Origin of the sequence: Hartmannibacter diazotrophicus (genome assembly GCF_900231165.1) — a bacterium.
Lineage (GTDB): Bacteria > Pseudomonadota > Alphaproteobacteria > Rhizobiales > Pleomorphomonadaceae > Hartmannibacter > Hartmannibacter diazotrophicus.
In genome coordinates, this window is sequence record NZ_LT960614.1 from 2834364 (window position 1) to 2849095 (window position 14732).

Here is a 14732-nt window from a genome sequence, read left to right on the forward strand (position 1 = left end):
GTGAATTTTGCGAATCAAATAGGAAAATCAATGGCTTCCAATCTTGAGTACCGCAAAGCATTGGCCGGAATACGCTGGAGTGCGCATTCCGGCCTGAGTGGATTCAGGAATATGGATCCACAGTTAGCTGGTGACGGCGCCCGGATCGCTCTGGAAGCCATCCTTCGGGTACTGGATAAGGTCGACCGAGGCGAGGACCTCGGTGGCGTCAGTAAGCCCGCTCAGGTCGAACCCCCAGTTCGGGAAGAACCCGTCGTTCTCCTCTTTGACGGCGTGCATGGTCGCGACGTTGATGTTCTGGGGCATGAAGCTGGCAACACCCAAGACATCGGAGAAGATGACGACAGCGTTGAGGATCGTCCCGCTTGCTGACGTAAAGAGAGCGTAAGGCTCAAGAACGGTATCACTCCCGTTGATCTTCGCGGACAGGCGGTGCCTGCTGGCGATGGCGGACGTGATGATGTTGATGTTGTGCTGGAGGTTATTCGCGGTAGGTGCGCGACGCTGGGTGTTGAATCCGAGCTTGCCGAACTCAAGGCGTCCAAAGCTTCCCAATCCTGGCATGCGGTATCGTCCTTCAGGCCGAGCCGCAAAGCCAATGAAGTTCATATCGTCGGCGACGGCTCACCCTGACAGGTCGCTGACGCAGCGACGGCGGTTGTCAACGAATCGCCGTCGCAACCATTATACGCCTCCATGGTCGCTGAGTCGACCCACGGCACAACATGTCGTATTGTTCCTAATTTGTCCTAGGTATTCCTCAATATATTGTGTGTTCCTGAAACCGCATGATTGATTGATAATGCCTTGAATTTCTTCCCTACGGTTTGGAATCGTGCTTCGATGCACGTCAAACTGGTCTGGGAGGGGATGGTGGAGAAAAAAACGTCTTTTCGGTTTTTCAACGTTGACCGACTAGCGGCCAATCATCCGACGTTCGTTGAATCGATCAGAAGAATTTCAGATATTGAGCCAGCGTCACGCAGAGAGAGAAAACTCGCGCAAGACTACGATGTGCGGCTGGAAGTTATGGAAGATGACGGTCAGCATTGCATATGCGGAGAATTAACTAGAATACAGCGCATAAACATGCCGTCAGAAGTAATTGAAAACGGTATATCTGCATTAACAACGATAAATCCACTCGGACATTCGATCGTATTTCGATACAATTCCGAGAGAGGAATTTTGGGAATACAGAATAACAGCAGGATAATTAGCCCTTCAAGATTTGGTCAGTACATCAGCGAGCATAATGGGGCAGAATTTTATAAATTCGTCCCAATTCTCACAAGAGATGCTTGGGAACGATTTTTGAACGGCGGTGTAAGAAGGTTGTGCGTCTCTGTTGCTGGTGCAGAAAATCTAGCGAACCTTCCACAAGAGGAAGCCGCATCGATTGCTATATCAAGGTTGAGCGAGGCGTATGACGCTCCGAGGATCACCATTGAAATGTCTATGGGACATGGCAAGGGCGGCTTGGCCGATGATATTAAGGGGTTCGTTCGAAGTATGATGAACAAGATTGAAGAAGATGATCTTCATGTTGAATCAATGCAGGCCATATCTGACGATAAATCTATAAATGAAGGGAAAATTGATTTTCTTGATGACGTTCTATCCCAAACAAGAATAATTGATTACCACGAACGGGACCCAGAGATAAATTACAACATAAGAAAAATTGTTCTCCGAGAACTCATGAGAGATATGAATGCCTAACAAATTGACATTGAAGGTTGAGCAGTATGGACCTGTTTTCTCAGGTAGTGCGACCTTTATTGTCTTGTGCGTGTTCAAGGATGCTACTCTGTCGCATTTTGTTGAACACGATCTGTCGATTGAAGCGTTATATAGCGCAGTATTCGATTGGGCTTCTATTCAGACGGGCTTTTTGTTTGGAATATTTGGGTTTATAGCAAGTAAAGGAGATGGTTTTATAGGCGAGATAAGAAACAGTATGCCTATGAAACATTTCATAAAATACACGAAGTGGGCGATTTATATAGGGTTCATTCTGACGATCACATCAATGCCGCTTATAGTGCTGGATAAAAAGGCAGCGGATATTGATGATACATGGTTCTATATAATCGCGCTTTGGTTCTCTATGTTTGTATGGGCGTTCTTGGCCTTTGCTAGAACAGCATATATTTTCGGCGTTCTCGTCGCCGTCGAAGATAGGCATCGGATAAAGGGCTAGAAATGGTAGTGTCGCCTGAAGTGAAGAAAAACGCTGATGCTGGGAAACGATTTGACCAGCTTCTCAACGCGATGGTCACTTTGCCTCCGGCCTCGGGAACGCCTGCAAAAGAAGCTCTAGCATCAGGTGCGGGTTCTTCCGAAGGTTCTGCCGGAACTCAAACTCGTGCAGGTAAGTCTGGAGCCACTTCTGAGAAACGGTGATGTAGGTTCCCGCGATTGAGCGTTTGACGTTACCCCAGAACGCCTCAATCGAGTTGGTATGAACCTCTCCGTTCACGTACTGCCCGTCACGGTGGCTGACCCTGCCGTGCTTGTATCCCTCGTCAGAGAGACCAATGAACGCCTTGGCTTCGTCAGTAGCGATACGGGAGCCGGGGCGAACCCATTTCATGATGTGCGGCAGGACATGCTTTGCCGCCTTTGACTCGATAACCCGCGTGATCGTCTCGCCACCGCGTTCGGTGATCCCGAGCACGACGGTCTTGTCGTCTTGTCCGAGCTTGTCCTTGCCGCCGATGAAAGCCTTGTCCACTTCGACAATGCCGGAACCGGAGCCGCCGACCATACCGTCGCCGTCGACATAACCCATGTACTGACGGATCAGGTTGCACATGCGCCAAGCGGTCTTGTACGTCACGCCGATGGTGCGCTGGACTTCCTTGGCGGACACGCCGTTACGGGAAGCGCAGAACATGAACATGACGGTGAACCAATCGCGCAGGGACGTACGCGTGTTCTCAAACGGCGTGCCAGCGGTCGGATAGACCTGATGGCCGCAATATTCGCATTCGTAGGAACGACGAGACTTGACGCGATAGTAGCGGGCATCCCTGCCACACTTCGCGCAGGCATGACGTTCGCCGTAGCGGGTCCGCATCAGATGATCCAAGCAGGTGTCATCGTCAGGGAAACGCTCAAGGAAGTCACGAATCGTCGGGAGTGGGGGTGTCTTGCTCATGTCCGATTTTATAGCACATCTGCCTACATGTCGCAACGGGATACATCCGACCTACACCGGGTGTATCCCGTTGAGACATGGCCGAAAAAGGAATCGCCACGGACCAGGGTGATCGGCAGTCCGGACAGTCGCCGCCCGCTCATCCGATCCTGCTACCACGCGACGTCGATCCGCTCGGCGCCATGAAAATGATAGGCGTCGCGATATCGCGGACGCTCGCGGAGCCTGAGGCGCGGCAGGCGGCGGAAGAGCACCTCCAGCGCGACCTGTAATTCAAGCCGCGCCAGCGGCGCGCCAACACAGAAGTGAATGCCGGCGCCAAAGGCGACATGCCCGGCGTCGGAGCGCGCCGGATCGATCCGGTCCGGATCGGGGAAGCGTCCGGGGTCGCGGTTCGCCGCGCCAAGCAGCAGGCCCACCTTGTCGCCCTTCCTGAAGGAGACGCCCTTGTAGTCAAGGTCCTCCAGCGCATAGCGCGTGAACATGTGCAGCGGTGGGTCGAACCGCAGCAGTTCCTCGGCAAGGGCGCCAAATCCTCCGGGCCGCGCCGTTGTACCGGCGACATCGACGTCATGGAGCAGGATGGCCGAGACAGCGTTGCCGATGGCATGCACCGTCGCCTCATGCCCGGCGTTGAGCAGGAGAATACAGGTGGTCACGAGTTCGTCGGTGGAAAGCGTCTCGCCCGCCTCTTCCGCCGCGATCAGGCGGCTGATGAGATCGTCCCCGGGGGCCGACCGTCGCTCGTCGACATAGGCCCGGATGAAGGCCGCAAACGCCTGGCTCGCCTGAACCGCGGCGTCCTCGTCGGCCCGCGTGCGGCCGAACTGGTACATCGCCACCATCCTGTGCGACCAGTCGAGCAGCCGATCCGCCTCGCGCGCGGGCACGCCGAGCAGTTCGCAGATGACGACGACCGGAATGGGCGTCGCATAGGCGGTGATCAACTCCGCCTCTCCTTTCGCCTCGAAGCCGTCGATGAGATCGTTGGCGAGCGCCTCGATGCGCGGACGCAACCGCTCCACCTGACGCGAGACGAAGGCCCGGTTGACGAGGCCGCGCAGGCGCATATGCACCGGCGGTTCGCGCTCCAGCAGCGAGTGTGCCTCGATGTCGTAGAAGGGCTGGAGCCGGTCCGGGATCGGTTCCCAGCCAAGCTCCTCGCGGCTGGCGACATGGGTCACCTCCCGCCCGAAACGCCGGTCCCTCAGAAGGGCCGAGACGTCGTCGAAGCCGGCGCAGCACCAGTGGCCATAGTCCTCCCAGAAGAAGATCGGAGAAACGGAGCGAACCGCGGCATAGATCGGATAGGGATTCTGGACGAAAACCTGATCGGTCGGGGACTGGCGCAAAATGCGGGTGTGACGGTCGAAGTCGATCAAGGCAGAAACTTTTCAATCGACCATCTAATGCTCAAATGAGCCAATTGGCCTGTTACCTGTTTCGAATAGACATTCATGCTGCGATGGAAACTGCTCGCAATTGACATCGAAGTCCCCACGATGCCCGTCGCCAAGATAACTTCTGATCACACGACTATGTACTTCGCCCGGTGAATCGTCTCTTCCATCTGGTGTGAGGCTCAATCCCAGGCTGCCCGTCGCGGCTAGCCCAAAACGCTCCCAACACTGGATCATGCCAAACGAAATCGCCATGTTTACGTAGACTGTCGATGCAATTCCGAGCGATTTTCGTTTCGCAGTCAAGCCAACCTGCAAGCTGCTCTGCCGACATTGGGTTCTCAGCCAACAACAATTGGTATGCGCGTTGCTCTAAAGCCATGGCATCACCTCCTTCTCAGAAAGAGAATTGTTCTTTGGCAGTATTTACGCGTCAAGTGAGCAATATCCTCATGCAGTTCGCCAAACTCAAAATAACTCAGGCGGATCATTGTCTTTGGCAACTGACAAGGCTTTTAAGCCTTGGCTACTCGCTCAGCGTTTCCTTCACCGTCGTCGCAAGCTGCTTGAGGCTGAAGGGCTTCGGCAGGAAATTGAATTTCTCGTTTTCCGGCAGGTTCTTCTTGAAGGCATCCTCGGCATAGCCGGAGACGAAGATAATTTTCAGATCCGGCCGGGTCTTGCGCAACTCGCGCAGCAGGGACGGTCCGTCCATTTCCGGCATCACCACGTCGGAAACGACGAGGTCGATCGAACCGCCGGTCTCCTCCATCACCTCCAGCGCCTCGGCGCCAGTGCTGGCCTCGTGCACGGTATAGCCGCGCGAGGCGAGCGCGCGGGCGGCGAAGGCACGCACCGCCTCTTCGTCCTCCACCAGCAGGATCGTCGCCGTTCCGGTCAGGTCGCTGAGCGCCGTCTGCTCGACGGGCTTCTTCGGCGCGTCCTCGACGGCCGGAATATGCCGGGGCAGGAAGATGCGGAAGATCGTGCCCTTGCCGAGCTCGCTTTCCGGGTAGATGTAGCCGCCGGTCTGCTTGACGATGCCGTAGACGGTGGAAAGGCCGAGACCCGTTCCCTTGCCGACTTCCTTGGTCGAGAAGAAGGGCTCGAAGATCTTCTCCATCACCTCTTCCGGCATGCCGGTGCCGGTGTCGGAGACCTCGATCAGCACATAGTCCGCAGGCACGAAGCCCTGATAGTCGTATTGTCCGACGTCGTTCACCCCCACGTTGCGGGTGACGATGGAGAGCGTCCCGCCGCGCGGCATGGCATCGCGGGCATTGACCGCAAGGTTGATGACGACCTGCTCGAACTGGTTGAGATCGGCCATCACCGGCCACAGATCGCGCCCATGGGTGACCTTGAGCTCGACTTTCTCGCCAAGCAGCCGGTCGAGCAGGATCGTCAGATCCGCGATCACGTCGGCGAGCAGAAGCACCTGCGGGCGCAGCGTCTGGCGGCGCGAGAAAGCCAGAAGCTGGCGCACGAGCCCGGCGGCGCGATTGGCGTTCTGCTTGATATTCATGATGTCCTGGAAGGACGGGTCGGTCGGCCGGTGATTGGCCAGCAGAAGGTCGGAAAAGCCGATGATGGCGGTCAGCACATTGTTGAAGTCGTGCGCCACGCCGCCCGCAAGCTGGCCGACGGCCTGCATCTTCTGGCCTTGGCTGAACTGCGCCTCCAGCGCCCGCTGCTCCGTCGTTTCCAGCGCATAGACGACGGCAACCTCGCCATCACCCGCCCCTTCCTCGACGGAGGAAATGAAGAAGCGGGCGCTCCGGTTCCTGTCGCCCGGCAGCGCGGCGTCGATCGGCGGGATCTGCCCCTGCCCGGTCGCGGCCACGGCGAGAGCATCGGCCAGTGCCTGACGGTCCCGCTCCGCGACCACGTCGACGAGACGGCCCATCCCGGAGCGGGGATCGGACTTCACGAAATCAGCGAAAAGCCGCATGAAGGGCGCGTTGGTGCGCCCGATCCGGCCTTCCTTGTCGACACCGGCGATCGCGATCGGCGTGTTGTTGAAGAAGCGGGCAAAGCGCACTTCCGCCGCGCGCAGGGATTCGGACACGTCCTCGCCCGGCGAGCGGTTGATCACCAGCGTCCGGCTGTCGCCAATGCCGCCGTCGGCGCCCACAGGCACCCGGTGGATGAGGCGCACGGGCAGGCTCTGGCCGTTGTGCTTGATGAGGTCGATGTCGATGATGCCGGTCTTCACCTCGCCCGGCGCGCCATGCACGCCTTCAAGCAGCGCCGCGCCATCTCCCTGCACGATGTCGGACAGGCGCACCGCACCGTCCTCGACATCGGCGAGATCGAAGCCGAGCCAGTCGGCCAGCGTCGCGTTCATGTAGACGATCTGGCCGAGTGGTCCGGCGGAGAAGAAACCCGCCGGAGCGTGATCGAGGAAGGTCACCGCCCGCTGCAGCGCCTGGAAGTTGTTCTCCTGCGCATCACGGTCCTTGGTGATGTCGGCGACCTGCCAGACGGTCATCGTCCGTTCGCGCCCGACGCCCGACAGCGGACGCACCCGGATGCGGTACCAGCGCACCGGCCCGTCGCTGCGTCCAAGCGGATGGGCACGGCGCAGTTCCTCCTCCGCCTTCATGCCGGACCGCGCGGCCTGGGCAAGACGGAAGATGACATCGGCCGCGTCGGGGTCTGACGAAAACACCCGCTCGACCGTCCGGACCTCGCTCGAGGTCTCCGCCCGGATCAGCTTGGCATAGGCGCCGTTGGCATAGACGATGCGCCCGTCGAGGTCGGTGACGCACAGACCGTCGGACATCGTATCGAGAAAGCGCCGCGCGAAGCCCTGCCCCTCGGCCGCCTGACCGAAGCGGATCAGCCCGATAGCGCCGGCAAAGAGCGAGAAGACGCCGACAACCGCCAGAAGCCCGAGAAGGCCCATGACATAGGGCTCGGCCGACGACCGGTCGAGAACGGCAAAGATGCCGGCGGCGGTGACGAGCGCGACGGCAAGCAGCACCAGAAGGCCGACGTTGCCGGACTTGCCGGCCCGGTCGACCATCGCCGGCTCGACGGCCGGACTGTTCTCGCTCTCGCTTGTTTCCGCCATCGGACCCAGTCTTCCCCACATTCCGCGCAAGCCCATGCCGCCGGGACCGCCCCCCGGACAGCCGGACGATCAGCCCCGGACAAATCTCGATCAGGCAGCCACCTTATGGACGCACCGCAAGGCCGCGTCGAGAGCCGCAACCAGCCCGTTCGCCATCAAATGCGCCAGCGACACCCACTAACTCTCCGCGTCCCCGGAAAGGGAACCGGAGCGCCCATGCCCCTCTCCACGTCCGAATCAGTCTCGCGCCCGTTTGCACGAATACTAGCGCAGCGGCGGTCAATTCGCCCGCCGAACTCGCCCGGGGCCGAATGATCAACCGGATTTTTTCACGAAAAAGACGCGCCGGGCTCAGGTGTCCGCATTGCGGTTCTTGAGCCGCATCACGAAGCCGATGACCTCGGCGACCGCCTTGTAGTGCTCCTCCGGGATCATCTGGTCTAGATCGACGGAGGCATAGAGCGCACGGGCGAGCGGCGGATTCTCCACGATCGGCACTTCCTTGGAGGTGGCGAGTTCGCGGATCCGCAACGCCACCTGGTCGACGCCCTTGGCAACGCAGACCGGGGCCGGCATGCCGGTCTCGTATTTGAGCGCCACGGCATAGTGCGTCGGGTTGGTGATGACGACCGAGGCCGAGGGCACCGCCGCCATCATGCGCTTGCGCGACCGTTCCAGGCGGATCTGGCGGATCTTGGCCTTGATCGTGGGATCGCCTTCCGCCTGCTTGTGCTCTTCCTTGACCTCCTGGACCGACATCCGCTGCTTCTGGGTCCAGCGATGCCGCTGCCACATAAGGTCGCCGATCGCGATCAGGGCGAGGATCGCGAGCACCGCCTTCAGCATCTGCATCGACAGGTCTTGGGTGAACGCAAGCAGTTCGGCAAGGTCCATCGAGACCATCGGCGCCATGTATCGCCGTTGCGGCCACATGATCAGGAACAGAACCGCCCCGACCAGGCTCATCTTCAGGAGCCCCTTGGCGAAGTTGACCAGCGCCTCCGCCGAGAACAGGCGCTTGAGGCCTGCAAGCGGCGAGACCTTGGAAAACTTCGGCTTGAGCCCCTCGCCCGACAGGACCGGGCGATGCTGGATCATATGTCCGCCGACGCCGGCAATCATCACGAAGAGAAACGGAATGAGCAGCGCCGTGAAGATGTAGTCGCCGACGTTGTACCAGAGGTGCAGGAGCCCTCCCCCGTCGAGACGAAGATCTCCGGAATGTTCCAGCATGGCGGTCAGAGGCCCGGACAGACTGTGCGTGACGCTGCTCGCGCCGAAGGCGACGATCAATGTCACCGCGCCCATCGTGAAGAACGTCACCACTTCCTGACTTTTCGGAACGTCGCCCTGTTCGTGCGCCTTTTCCAGTTTTCGGTGGGTTGGTTCTTCTGTCTTTTCGCTGTCGTCGCCTTCGGCCATCGTCCGGCACCGCCCGACATCCCGTCGCGGCGGCGTCCCTTCTCAATAGAACCGCGTGCAGTCATGGGCCTTCACATGAGTGCCCGCCACGCAGCCCTACATCATTGAATCTAGCGCATAATGATCTCGTTCATGCGCCTTCGCCCGAACGCATCGTGCTCTGGTTTCGCAGCGGCCGTCCTATGCTGCCCGTCACTGCGGCACCAGCCGCATCAGCCCCGATTCGATATGGCCAACATAGGCCATCACCATCGGCACCATCAACAAGGCGAAGAGCATCAGCCCGACGAAGATCGTGACCGGCATCGCCAGGAAATAGACCTGCAGCTGCGGCATCAGCTTGGCGAGAATGCCAAGGGCAAAGGAGAAGACGAGCCCGAAGACGATGAACGGCGCCGATATCTGGCAGGCGACCTCGAAAACGCCGGCGATCGTGTCTGTCGCGACCTCAGCCATGTCGCCGACGGGAAAATCCCCGCCGGGCGGAAAAATCTTGTAGCTGCCGGCAAGGCCGGCGATCGCGACATGATGGAGGTCCGTGACGAAGATCATCGTCACACCGACCATGCCGAGAAAGCTGCCGAGGATCGCACCCTGCTGCCCCATGGTCGGATCGACGGTCTGGGCAAAGCTCAGCCCCATGTTCTGGGCGATGATGGCGCCGGCAGTCTGGGACAGCGAGACGAGGATGCGCATCAGGAGCCCGAGCGCCAGGCCGATCAGCGCCTCGCGCACCAGCGCCGTGATCATTTGCGGCGCATTGTTTTCCAGTCCGGTCGGCAGGCTTGTCACGGTGATCGGATAGAGCACCAGCGTCAGGACCAACGCCATGGCAAGGCGAATGTTGACGGGAATGGTCTGCTCGCCGAGGGCCGGCATCAGCATCACGAGCGAGCCGATGCGTGCGAAAAGCAGAAAGAAGAGAACCGTCACGCCGGGAAGAATTTGAATGGTCACGGCTTGTCCGTCCCGACCATTGGCCGCCTTTCACGCCGCCGCAGCGCCACAAGGCCGGGCTCAGCCGGCAATGATCCGCTCGCTGACGATCACCATGAAGCTACTGAGCGCGTCGCTCATGAACGGCAGCGCGATCAGCAAAGTGATGAAGATCGCCAGGATCTTCGGCACGAACACCAGTGTCATTTCCTGAACCTGCGTCAGCGCCTGGACCAGCGCGATGACAACGCCGACCACAAGGCCGACGATCATTACCGGTGCGGCCACTTCCACGGTGACCCAGATCGACTCTCTCGCCAGATCAAGCGCTTCGGCACCCGTCATCGTCCCGGCTTTCACTTCTCGTCAGGTCCGGCCGCCAATCCCCATCGGCGCCGACCATCCACTTCTCATGGCCTCAAGAACGGCCGAACGCGAATTCACATCATCTAAAACGACCGCACCTTTCCGGAACGGCCCTGCCGCAGCTCCCCGCAAATGTCGTCAGATCGGCATCCGCATGATTTCCTCGTAGGCCGAGATCACCTTGTCGCGGACGGACACCATCGTCCCGAGCGCGACTTCCGTTTCGGCAACCGCCGTCACCACGTCGACGACGTCCGCCTTGCCCTGAACGAGCGCCACTTCCTTGGCCTCGCTCGCCTTGCCGCCGTCGATGACGCCCTGGACCTGATTCTTCAGGAGATCGGCAAACCCGCCGCCCTGATCGGCCTTGATGGGCGAAGTCTGCGCCTCGCCGCCGCGATTCGCCAGTCGCGAAACCGCCTGATAGGCATTGGCCGCGCCGATGGGAGTGGTGAGCGCCATCTTGAACTGTCCTCTCTCGGTGCCTTAGCTTGTTCCTCCATGTCCTTGCGGCACATGGATTTTATGTGGCGAAAGGGCCCTCACCCCTTCAGGATGTCGATCGTCCGCTGCAGCATCTGCCGTGCACTGGTGATCGCATTGAGGTTGGCCTCGTAGGTCCGCTGCGCCGTCTGCATGTCGACGACCTCGATCAGCGGCTGAACATTCGGATACTTGACGTAGCCGTCCTTGTCGGCGGCCGGACTGCCGGGTTCGTAGCGCTTGAGGAAATCGCTGCGGTCCTTGGAGACGCGGCCGAGCCTGACGAGTTCCACCCCGAGTTCATGGTCGAACTGGGTGTCCACGGTCGGTATCTTGCGCCGGTACGGGTCCTTGTCGGGCGAACGGGCCGCCGAATCAGCGTTCGCAAGGTTTTCCGCGATGATCCGCATCCGGCCCGACTGCACCTTGAGGCCGGCGGCGGAGATCATCAGCGATTTCTGGAAGTCCATCGATCAACCCCTTCAGTCTGTGTCAGCCGCGGCCGATTGCGGTTTTCAGGATACCGAGGCTGCGCTGGTAAAGAGACGCGGCCATCTGGTAGTCCATCTGGTTGTTGGTGACCTTCATCATCTGCTCTTCGAGCACGACGCCGTTGCCGTCGGGCGTCACCTCGTAGCCCTCGACGGTCTTCTTGCGGAACTCGCCGTCGCCGCCGATTGACGCCGACGAGATGTGCCGTTCGGATGTCACGGTCGGCCGGAGGCTGCCTTCCGACATGTTCGCGGAGGACGCGACCATCCTGAAAAAGTCCGGCTGATCAATATCTTCCGCCTGATAGCCGGGCGTTGCAGCATTGGCGATATTCTCCGAGAGCACCTGCTGGCGCGCCTCGTGGAACATCATTTTCTCTCGCATCGCGCGGAAAAGGGGCAGGTCATTAAACGCCATTTGCAACACTCCTCATACGAACGACCGCACGAACCGCACAGTCGCGTCCGCACCTCTGCATGCCCCCATTCGGCCGACTCGGTGATGTGGGAAAAACTTGCCCACAACGCCGTTCAGCCGGCATTCAGTAGGCAATAACTGCCGCCCGCTTGGTTAACGTCAGGTTAACGATTGGAACTCGTTGGCGGCCGGACTATGCTGCATCGCGAGGGATCAACTGGCTTTTCAACAGGAAAGCCATACTATGCGCTTGTCAGACTGCACGATGACCCGGCAGACTTTGCCGCGTGGCAGAGAATGCGTCACGAATGACATCCAGGCCATTTGCCGGCCAAACGGCAGAATCACCGTTCTCGCCGGCCGCCTGGAAACAGTAACGGAATAAACGCGTGAATCTGTTCAGTTTGGAAGGCGCAAACGCCACGAACTTCATCATTGCGCTCGTCGTCGTCTCGATTCTGATCATCCTCGGATCGTGGCTTCTGCATCGCTATGCCGGCGGCAACATCCTCACGGGGGTGCGCGGCAAGCAGAAGCGAATCTTCGTCGTCGAAGCCGCGATGGTCGACGCCCGGCGCAAGCTCGTTCTCGTCAAGCGCGACAGCGTCGAGCATCTTGTGCTGATCGGCGGGCCGAACGACATCGTCATCGAGCCCAACATCGGCAAGATCCAGGTGCGCCGCGGCTCCCTGCCCACCGGCGACGGCGAACCGACGCCGCCCGCCCCGCAGCGGCGCCAACCGCCGGCGCCCCGCGTCGACAGCGACCAGCGCACCACGCCTTACGCGTCCGCTCAGGATGCCATGGTCGCGGCCTCCGAAGCCGCTTTGGCCGTTTCGGTCGCCGTGCGGGCGGATACGGATCTGGAACCCGTGCCATCCGTTTCCGCCGTCGAGCCGCTGCGGCCGATGTCGCGCGCAACGCCTGTGGCCCCGCAGCAGCCGGCCGACATCGCCATGCCTCCCGAGGTCGCGAGACCGGTGGACTTTTCCGCCCGCGACATTCGCATGGGCGACGAGACAGCCGCCGAGTACGCCTATGTGCCGCCGGCGGCCGTCGTACCCGATCGGGCGCCCGAACCCGTCAGCACCGCGCCGATCTACCCGGCCGAGCCGCTGGAGCAGGCAGAGGAGTTTCAGCCTGCCCCTGCACCGGCGACACGCAGCCAGGCCTCGGTCGACGATCTGGCGCTCCGGCTCGACGAGGCCTTGCAGATCGATCTGCAGGAGCCGGAAGCAGAGCCGGCCCCTGCCCCCCAGCCCGCGGCCCAACGCGGCTCCCCGCAACGCGGTCCGCTGTCGTGGATCAGGCCGTCGCGAGGCCCCGCCGCCCAGGCGGTCCCGCCAGCCGCCGATGATATCGTTGAGCCAGCCGCAACGCCCGCGCCGGAGCCGGAATCAGAACCTGAACCGTCTTCGGCCTCGACCCGGAGCCACGACGAAATCAGCAAGGCCGCCGACGATCTCTGGGCAAGCTTTGCCGCCAAGACGCCTGAACGGCCCGCTCAGAGGTCCATGCGCGAGCAGGCCCCGGAGCCATTTGCCGAACCGGAACCCGTAGCGTCTGCCGCTCCGGCCGAGCCTGAGCCCGCCTCCGCCGAACAGCAGGCCGACCTGTCCGACCTGTTCGAGGAGTCTGACGGAGCCGCCTTCGCCAGGCCGGCAGAGGTCGACGTTGAAGAACACCCGACCGAGCCGGAGGCTGAGACATCGGAGATTCCGCCCGCCGCCGAGGAACTGCCGGACCGGACCATTGTCGCCCCGGAACCGGTCAGCGCGCCGGCCGCCGAACAGCCGACCGCCGAGGCGGCGCCTTCGCGCACCCGCAATCCCTATCTCGCCGATATCGAGAAGTATCTGCGCCGCTCCCCTCCGCCCGCCGCCGCGGAAGCAAAGCCGGCGGAACCTCCCGCTGCAGCGCCGGAGCCAGAGCCGGAGCCGGCCATCGCGCAAACGGCCCCTCTTGAGGAAATGCCTCCGCCAGCGCCCCCAGCCGAGAGTGAGGAACCTGTCGAGTTCACACCCGAGCTGCCGGCGGCTGAGCCGGCATCGGCAGATGTTCCGGCCGCAAAGCCCGTGACCGAACCGGGCAAGTCGCCTCCGACCGAAAGCGAATCGCTGGAAGATGAAATGAACCGGCTGCTGGAAGAACTGACCGGCGGTTCGAAGCCCACACGGCCATGACCACCGAACTCGCACGACGGCGCCCCTCCCGGCGTCCGTCGTCGTGCCTTGCACGCTCGACGGTGCGTGCAACGGCCGTTCTTCTTGTTGCGCTCGCCACGTTGTTCGCGACCTCCGCCAGTGCCCAGGACGTCTCCATCTCCCTTGGCGAGGGGACGACGCTGACGGAACGCGCCGTCCAGCTCATCGGCCTCATCACCGTCCTGAGCCTCGCGCCGTCGATCCTGGTGATGGTGACGTCCTTCACGCGGATCGTCGTCGTCTTGTCACTGCTGCGAACGGCCATCGGCCTGCAGACGGCGCCGCCCAACGCCGTCATGGTGTCTCTGGCGCTGTTCCTGACGTCGTTCATCATGTTGCCGACCTTTCAGCAGGCCTATGACGAAGGCGTCGTGCCGGTGATCAACGGCGACATGGAACTGATGGAGGGCTTCACGGTCGCATCGGAACCCTTTCGCCAGTTCATGCTCAAACAGGTCCGCGAAGAGGATCTGCAGCTCTTCGTCGACCTGTCCAATGCACCTGCGCCGGACACGCCGGAAGACCTCAGCCTCAGGATCCTCATTCCCGCGTTCATGATCTCCGAGCTTCGGCGGGCCTTCGAGATCGGATTCCTGATCTACCTGCCCTTCGTCATCATCGACATGGTGGTCGCCTCGATCCTGATGGCGATGGGCATGATGATGCTGCCGCCGGTCATCATCTCCCTGCCCTTCAAGCTCATTTTCTTCGTGCTGGTCGATGGTTGGCAGCTCATCGCGGGCAGTCTCGTACGAAGTTTCAACGGATAGCCC

Annotated in this window: 14 protein-coding genes; 4 read left to right on the plus strand and 10 right to left on the minus strand. The window is 60.8% G+C overall.

All coding sequences use genetic code 11. The annotated features are described in order from the left end of the window. Positions 1–123: 123 nt before the first annotated feature. Positions 124–564, minus strand: coding sequence for a hypothetical protein (locus HDIA_RS13325; protein WP_099556607.1), 441 nt, complete (start codon positions 562–564; stop codon positions 124–126). Between the two features lie 279 nt (positions 565–843). On the opposite strand from HDIA_RS13325, the gene HDIA_RS25370 reads away from it, so the two are divergent. Together HDIA_RS25370 and HDIA_RS13335 are read left to right on the plus strand one after the other, a co-directional pair. After that, on the plus strand, positions 844–1722 hold the full coding sequence (locus HDIA_RS25370; RefSeq protein WP_157775606.1) for a DUF6731 family protein: 879 nt from the start codon (positions 844–846) through the stop codon (positions 1720–1722). Then, the gene (locus HDIA_RS13335; protein WP_099556609.1) at positions 1715–2203 is read left to right on the plus strand and encodes a hypothetical protein; all 489 of its coding nucleotides are present in this window, start codon (positions 1715–1717) and stop codon (positions 2201–2203) included. The genes HDIA_RS25370 and HDIA_RS13335 overlap by 8 nt, the downstream gene beginning before the upstream one ends. A 75-nt stretch (positions 2204–2278) precedes the next feature. Here HDIA_RS13335 and HDIA_RS13340 read toward each other — a convergent pair whose 3' ends face one another. The 9 genes from HDIA_RS13340 to flgB all read right to left on the minus strand — a co-directional run bounded on the left by HDIA_RS13340 (position 2279) and on the right by flgB (position 11755). Further along, positions 2279–3163 carry an IS1595 family transposase gene (locus HDIA_RS13340; RefSeq protein WP_099556610.1) on the minus strand — a complete coding sequence of 295 codons (885 nt, stop codon included), beginning with the start codon at positions 3161–3163 and terminating at the stop codon, positions 2279–2281. A 152-nt stretch (positions 3164–3315) separates the two neighbouring features. Continuing rightward, complete coding sequence (locus HDIA_RS13345; RefSeq protein ID WP_099556611.1) at positions 3316–4545, minus strand: cytochrome P450; 1230 nt, start codon at positions 4543–4545, stop codon at positions 3316–3318. 544 nt (positions 4546–5089) lie between these two features. Continuing rightward, on the minus strand, positions 5090–7639 hold the full coding sequence (cckA, locus tag HDIA_RS13350; RefSeq protein WP_245883865.1) for a cell cycle histidine kinase CckA: 2550 nt from the start codon (positions 7637–7639) through the stop codon (positions 5090–5092). Positions 7640–7990: 351 nt separating this feature from the next. Then, on the minus strand, positions 7991–9061 hold the full coding sequence (gene flhB / locus HDIA_RS13355) for a flagellar biosynthesis protein FlhB (RefSeq protein ID WP_099556612.1): 1071 nt from the start codon (positions 9059–9061) through the stop codon (positions 7991–7993). A gap of 192 nt (positions 9062–9253) precedes the next feature. After that, positions 9254–10018, minus strand: a complete 765-nt coding sequence (gene fliR, locus HDIA_RS13360) for a flagellar biosynthetic protein FliR (protein ID WP_099556613.1) — start codon at positions 10016–10018, stop codon at positions 9254–9256. Positions 10019–10078: 60 nt separating this feature from the next. Further along, on the minus strand, positions 10079–10342 hold the full coding sequence (fliQ, locus tag HDIA_RS13365; protein ID WP_099556614.1) for a flagellar biosynthesis protein FliQ: 264 nt from the start codon (positions 10340–10342) through the stop codon (positions 10079–10081). A gap of 159 nt (positions 10343–10501) precedes the next feature. Further along, positions 10502–10825 carry a flagellar hook-basal body complex protein FliE gene (gene fliE, locus HDIA_RS13370; protein WP_099556615.1) on the minus strand — a complete coding sequence of 108 codons (324 nt, stop codon included), beginning with the start codon at positions 10823–10825 and terminating at the stop codon, positions 10502–10504. A gap of 80 nt (positions 10826–10905) precedes the next feature. Then, entirely contained in the window at positions 10906–11316 is a 411-nt protein-coding gene (gene flgC / locus HDIA_RS13375; RefSeq protein WP_099556616.1) for a flagellar basal body rod protein FlgC, read from the minus strand. A gap of 22 nt (positions 11317–11338) precedes the next feature. Further along, positions 11339–11755, minus strand: a complete 417-nt coding sequence (gene flgB, locus HDIA_RS13380; protein WP_099556617.1) for a flagellar basal body rod protein FlgB — start codon at positions 11753–11755, stop codon at positions 11339–11341. Between the two features lie 389 nt (positions 11756–12144). On the opposite strand from flgB, the gene HDIA_RS13385 reads away from it, so the two are divergent. Beyond that, positions 12145–13938, plus strand: coding sequence for a flagellar biosynthetic protein FliO (locus HDIA_RS13385; RefSeq protein WP_099556618.1), 1794 nt, complete (start codon positions 12145–12147; stop codon positions 13936–13938). Next, positions 13935–14729, plus strand: a complete 795-nt coding sequence (gene fliP / locus HDIA_RS13390) for a flagellar type III secretion system pore protein FliP (RefSeq protein ID WP_099556619.1) — start codon at positions 13935–13937, stop codon at positions 14727–14729. The genes HDIA_RS13385 and fliP overlap by 4 nt, the downstream gene beginning before the upstream one ends. The last annotated feature ends 3 nt before the right edge of the window (positions 14730–14732 follow it).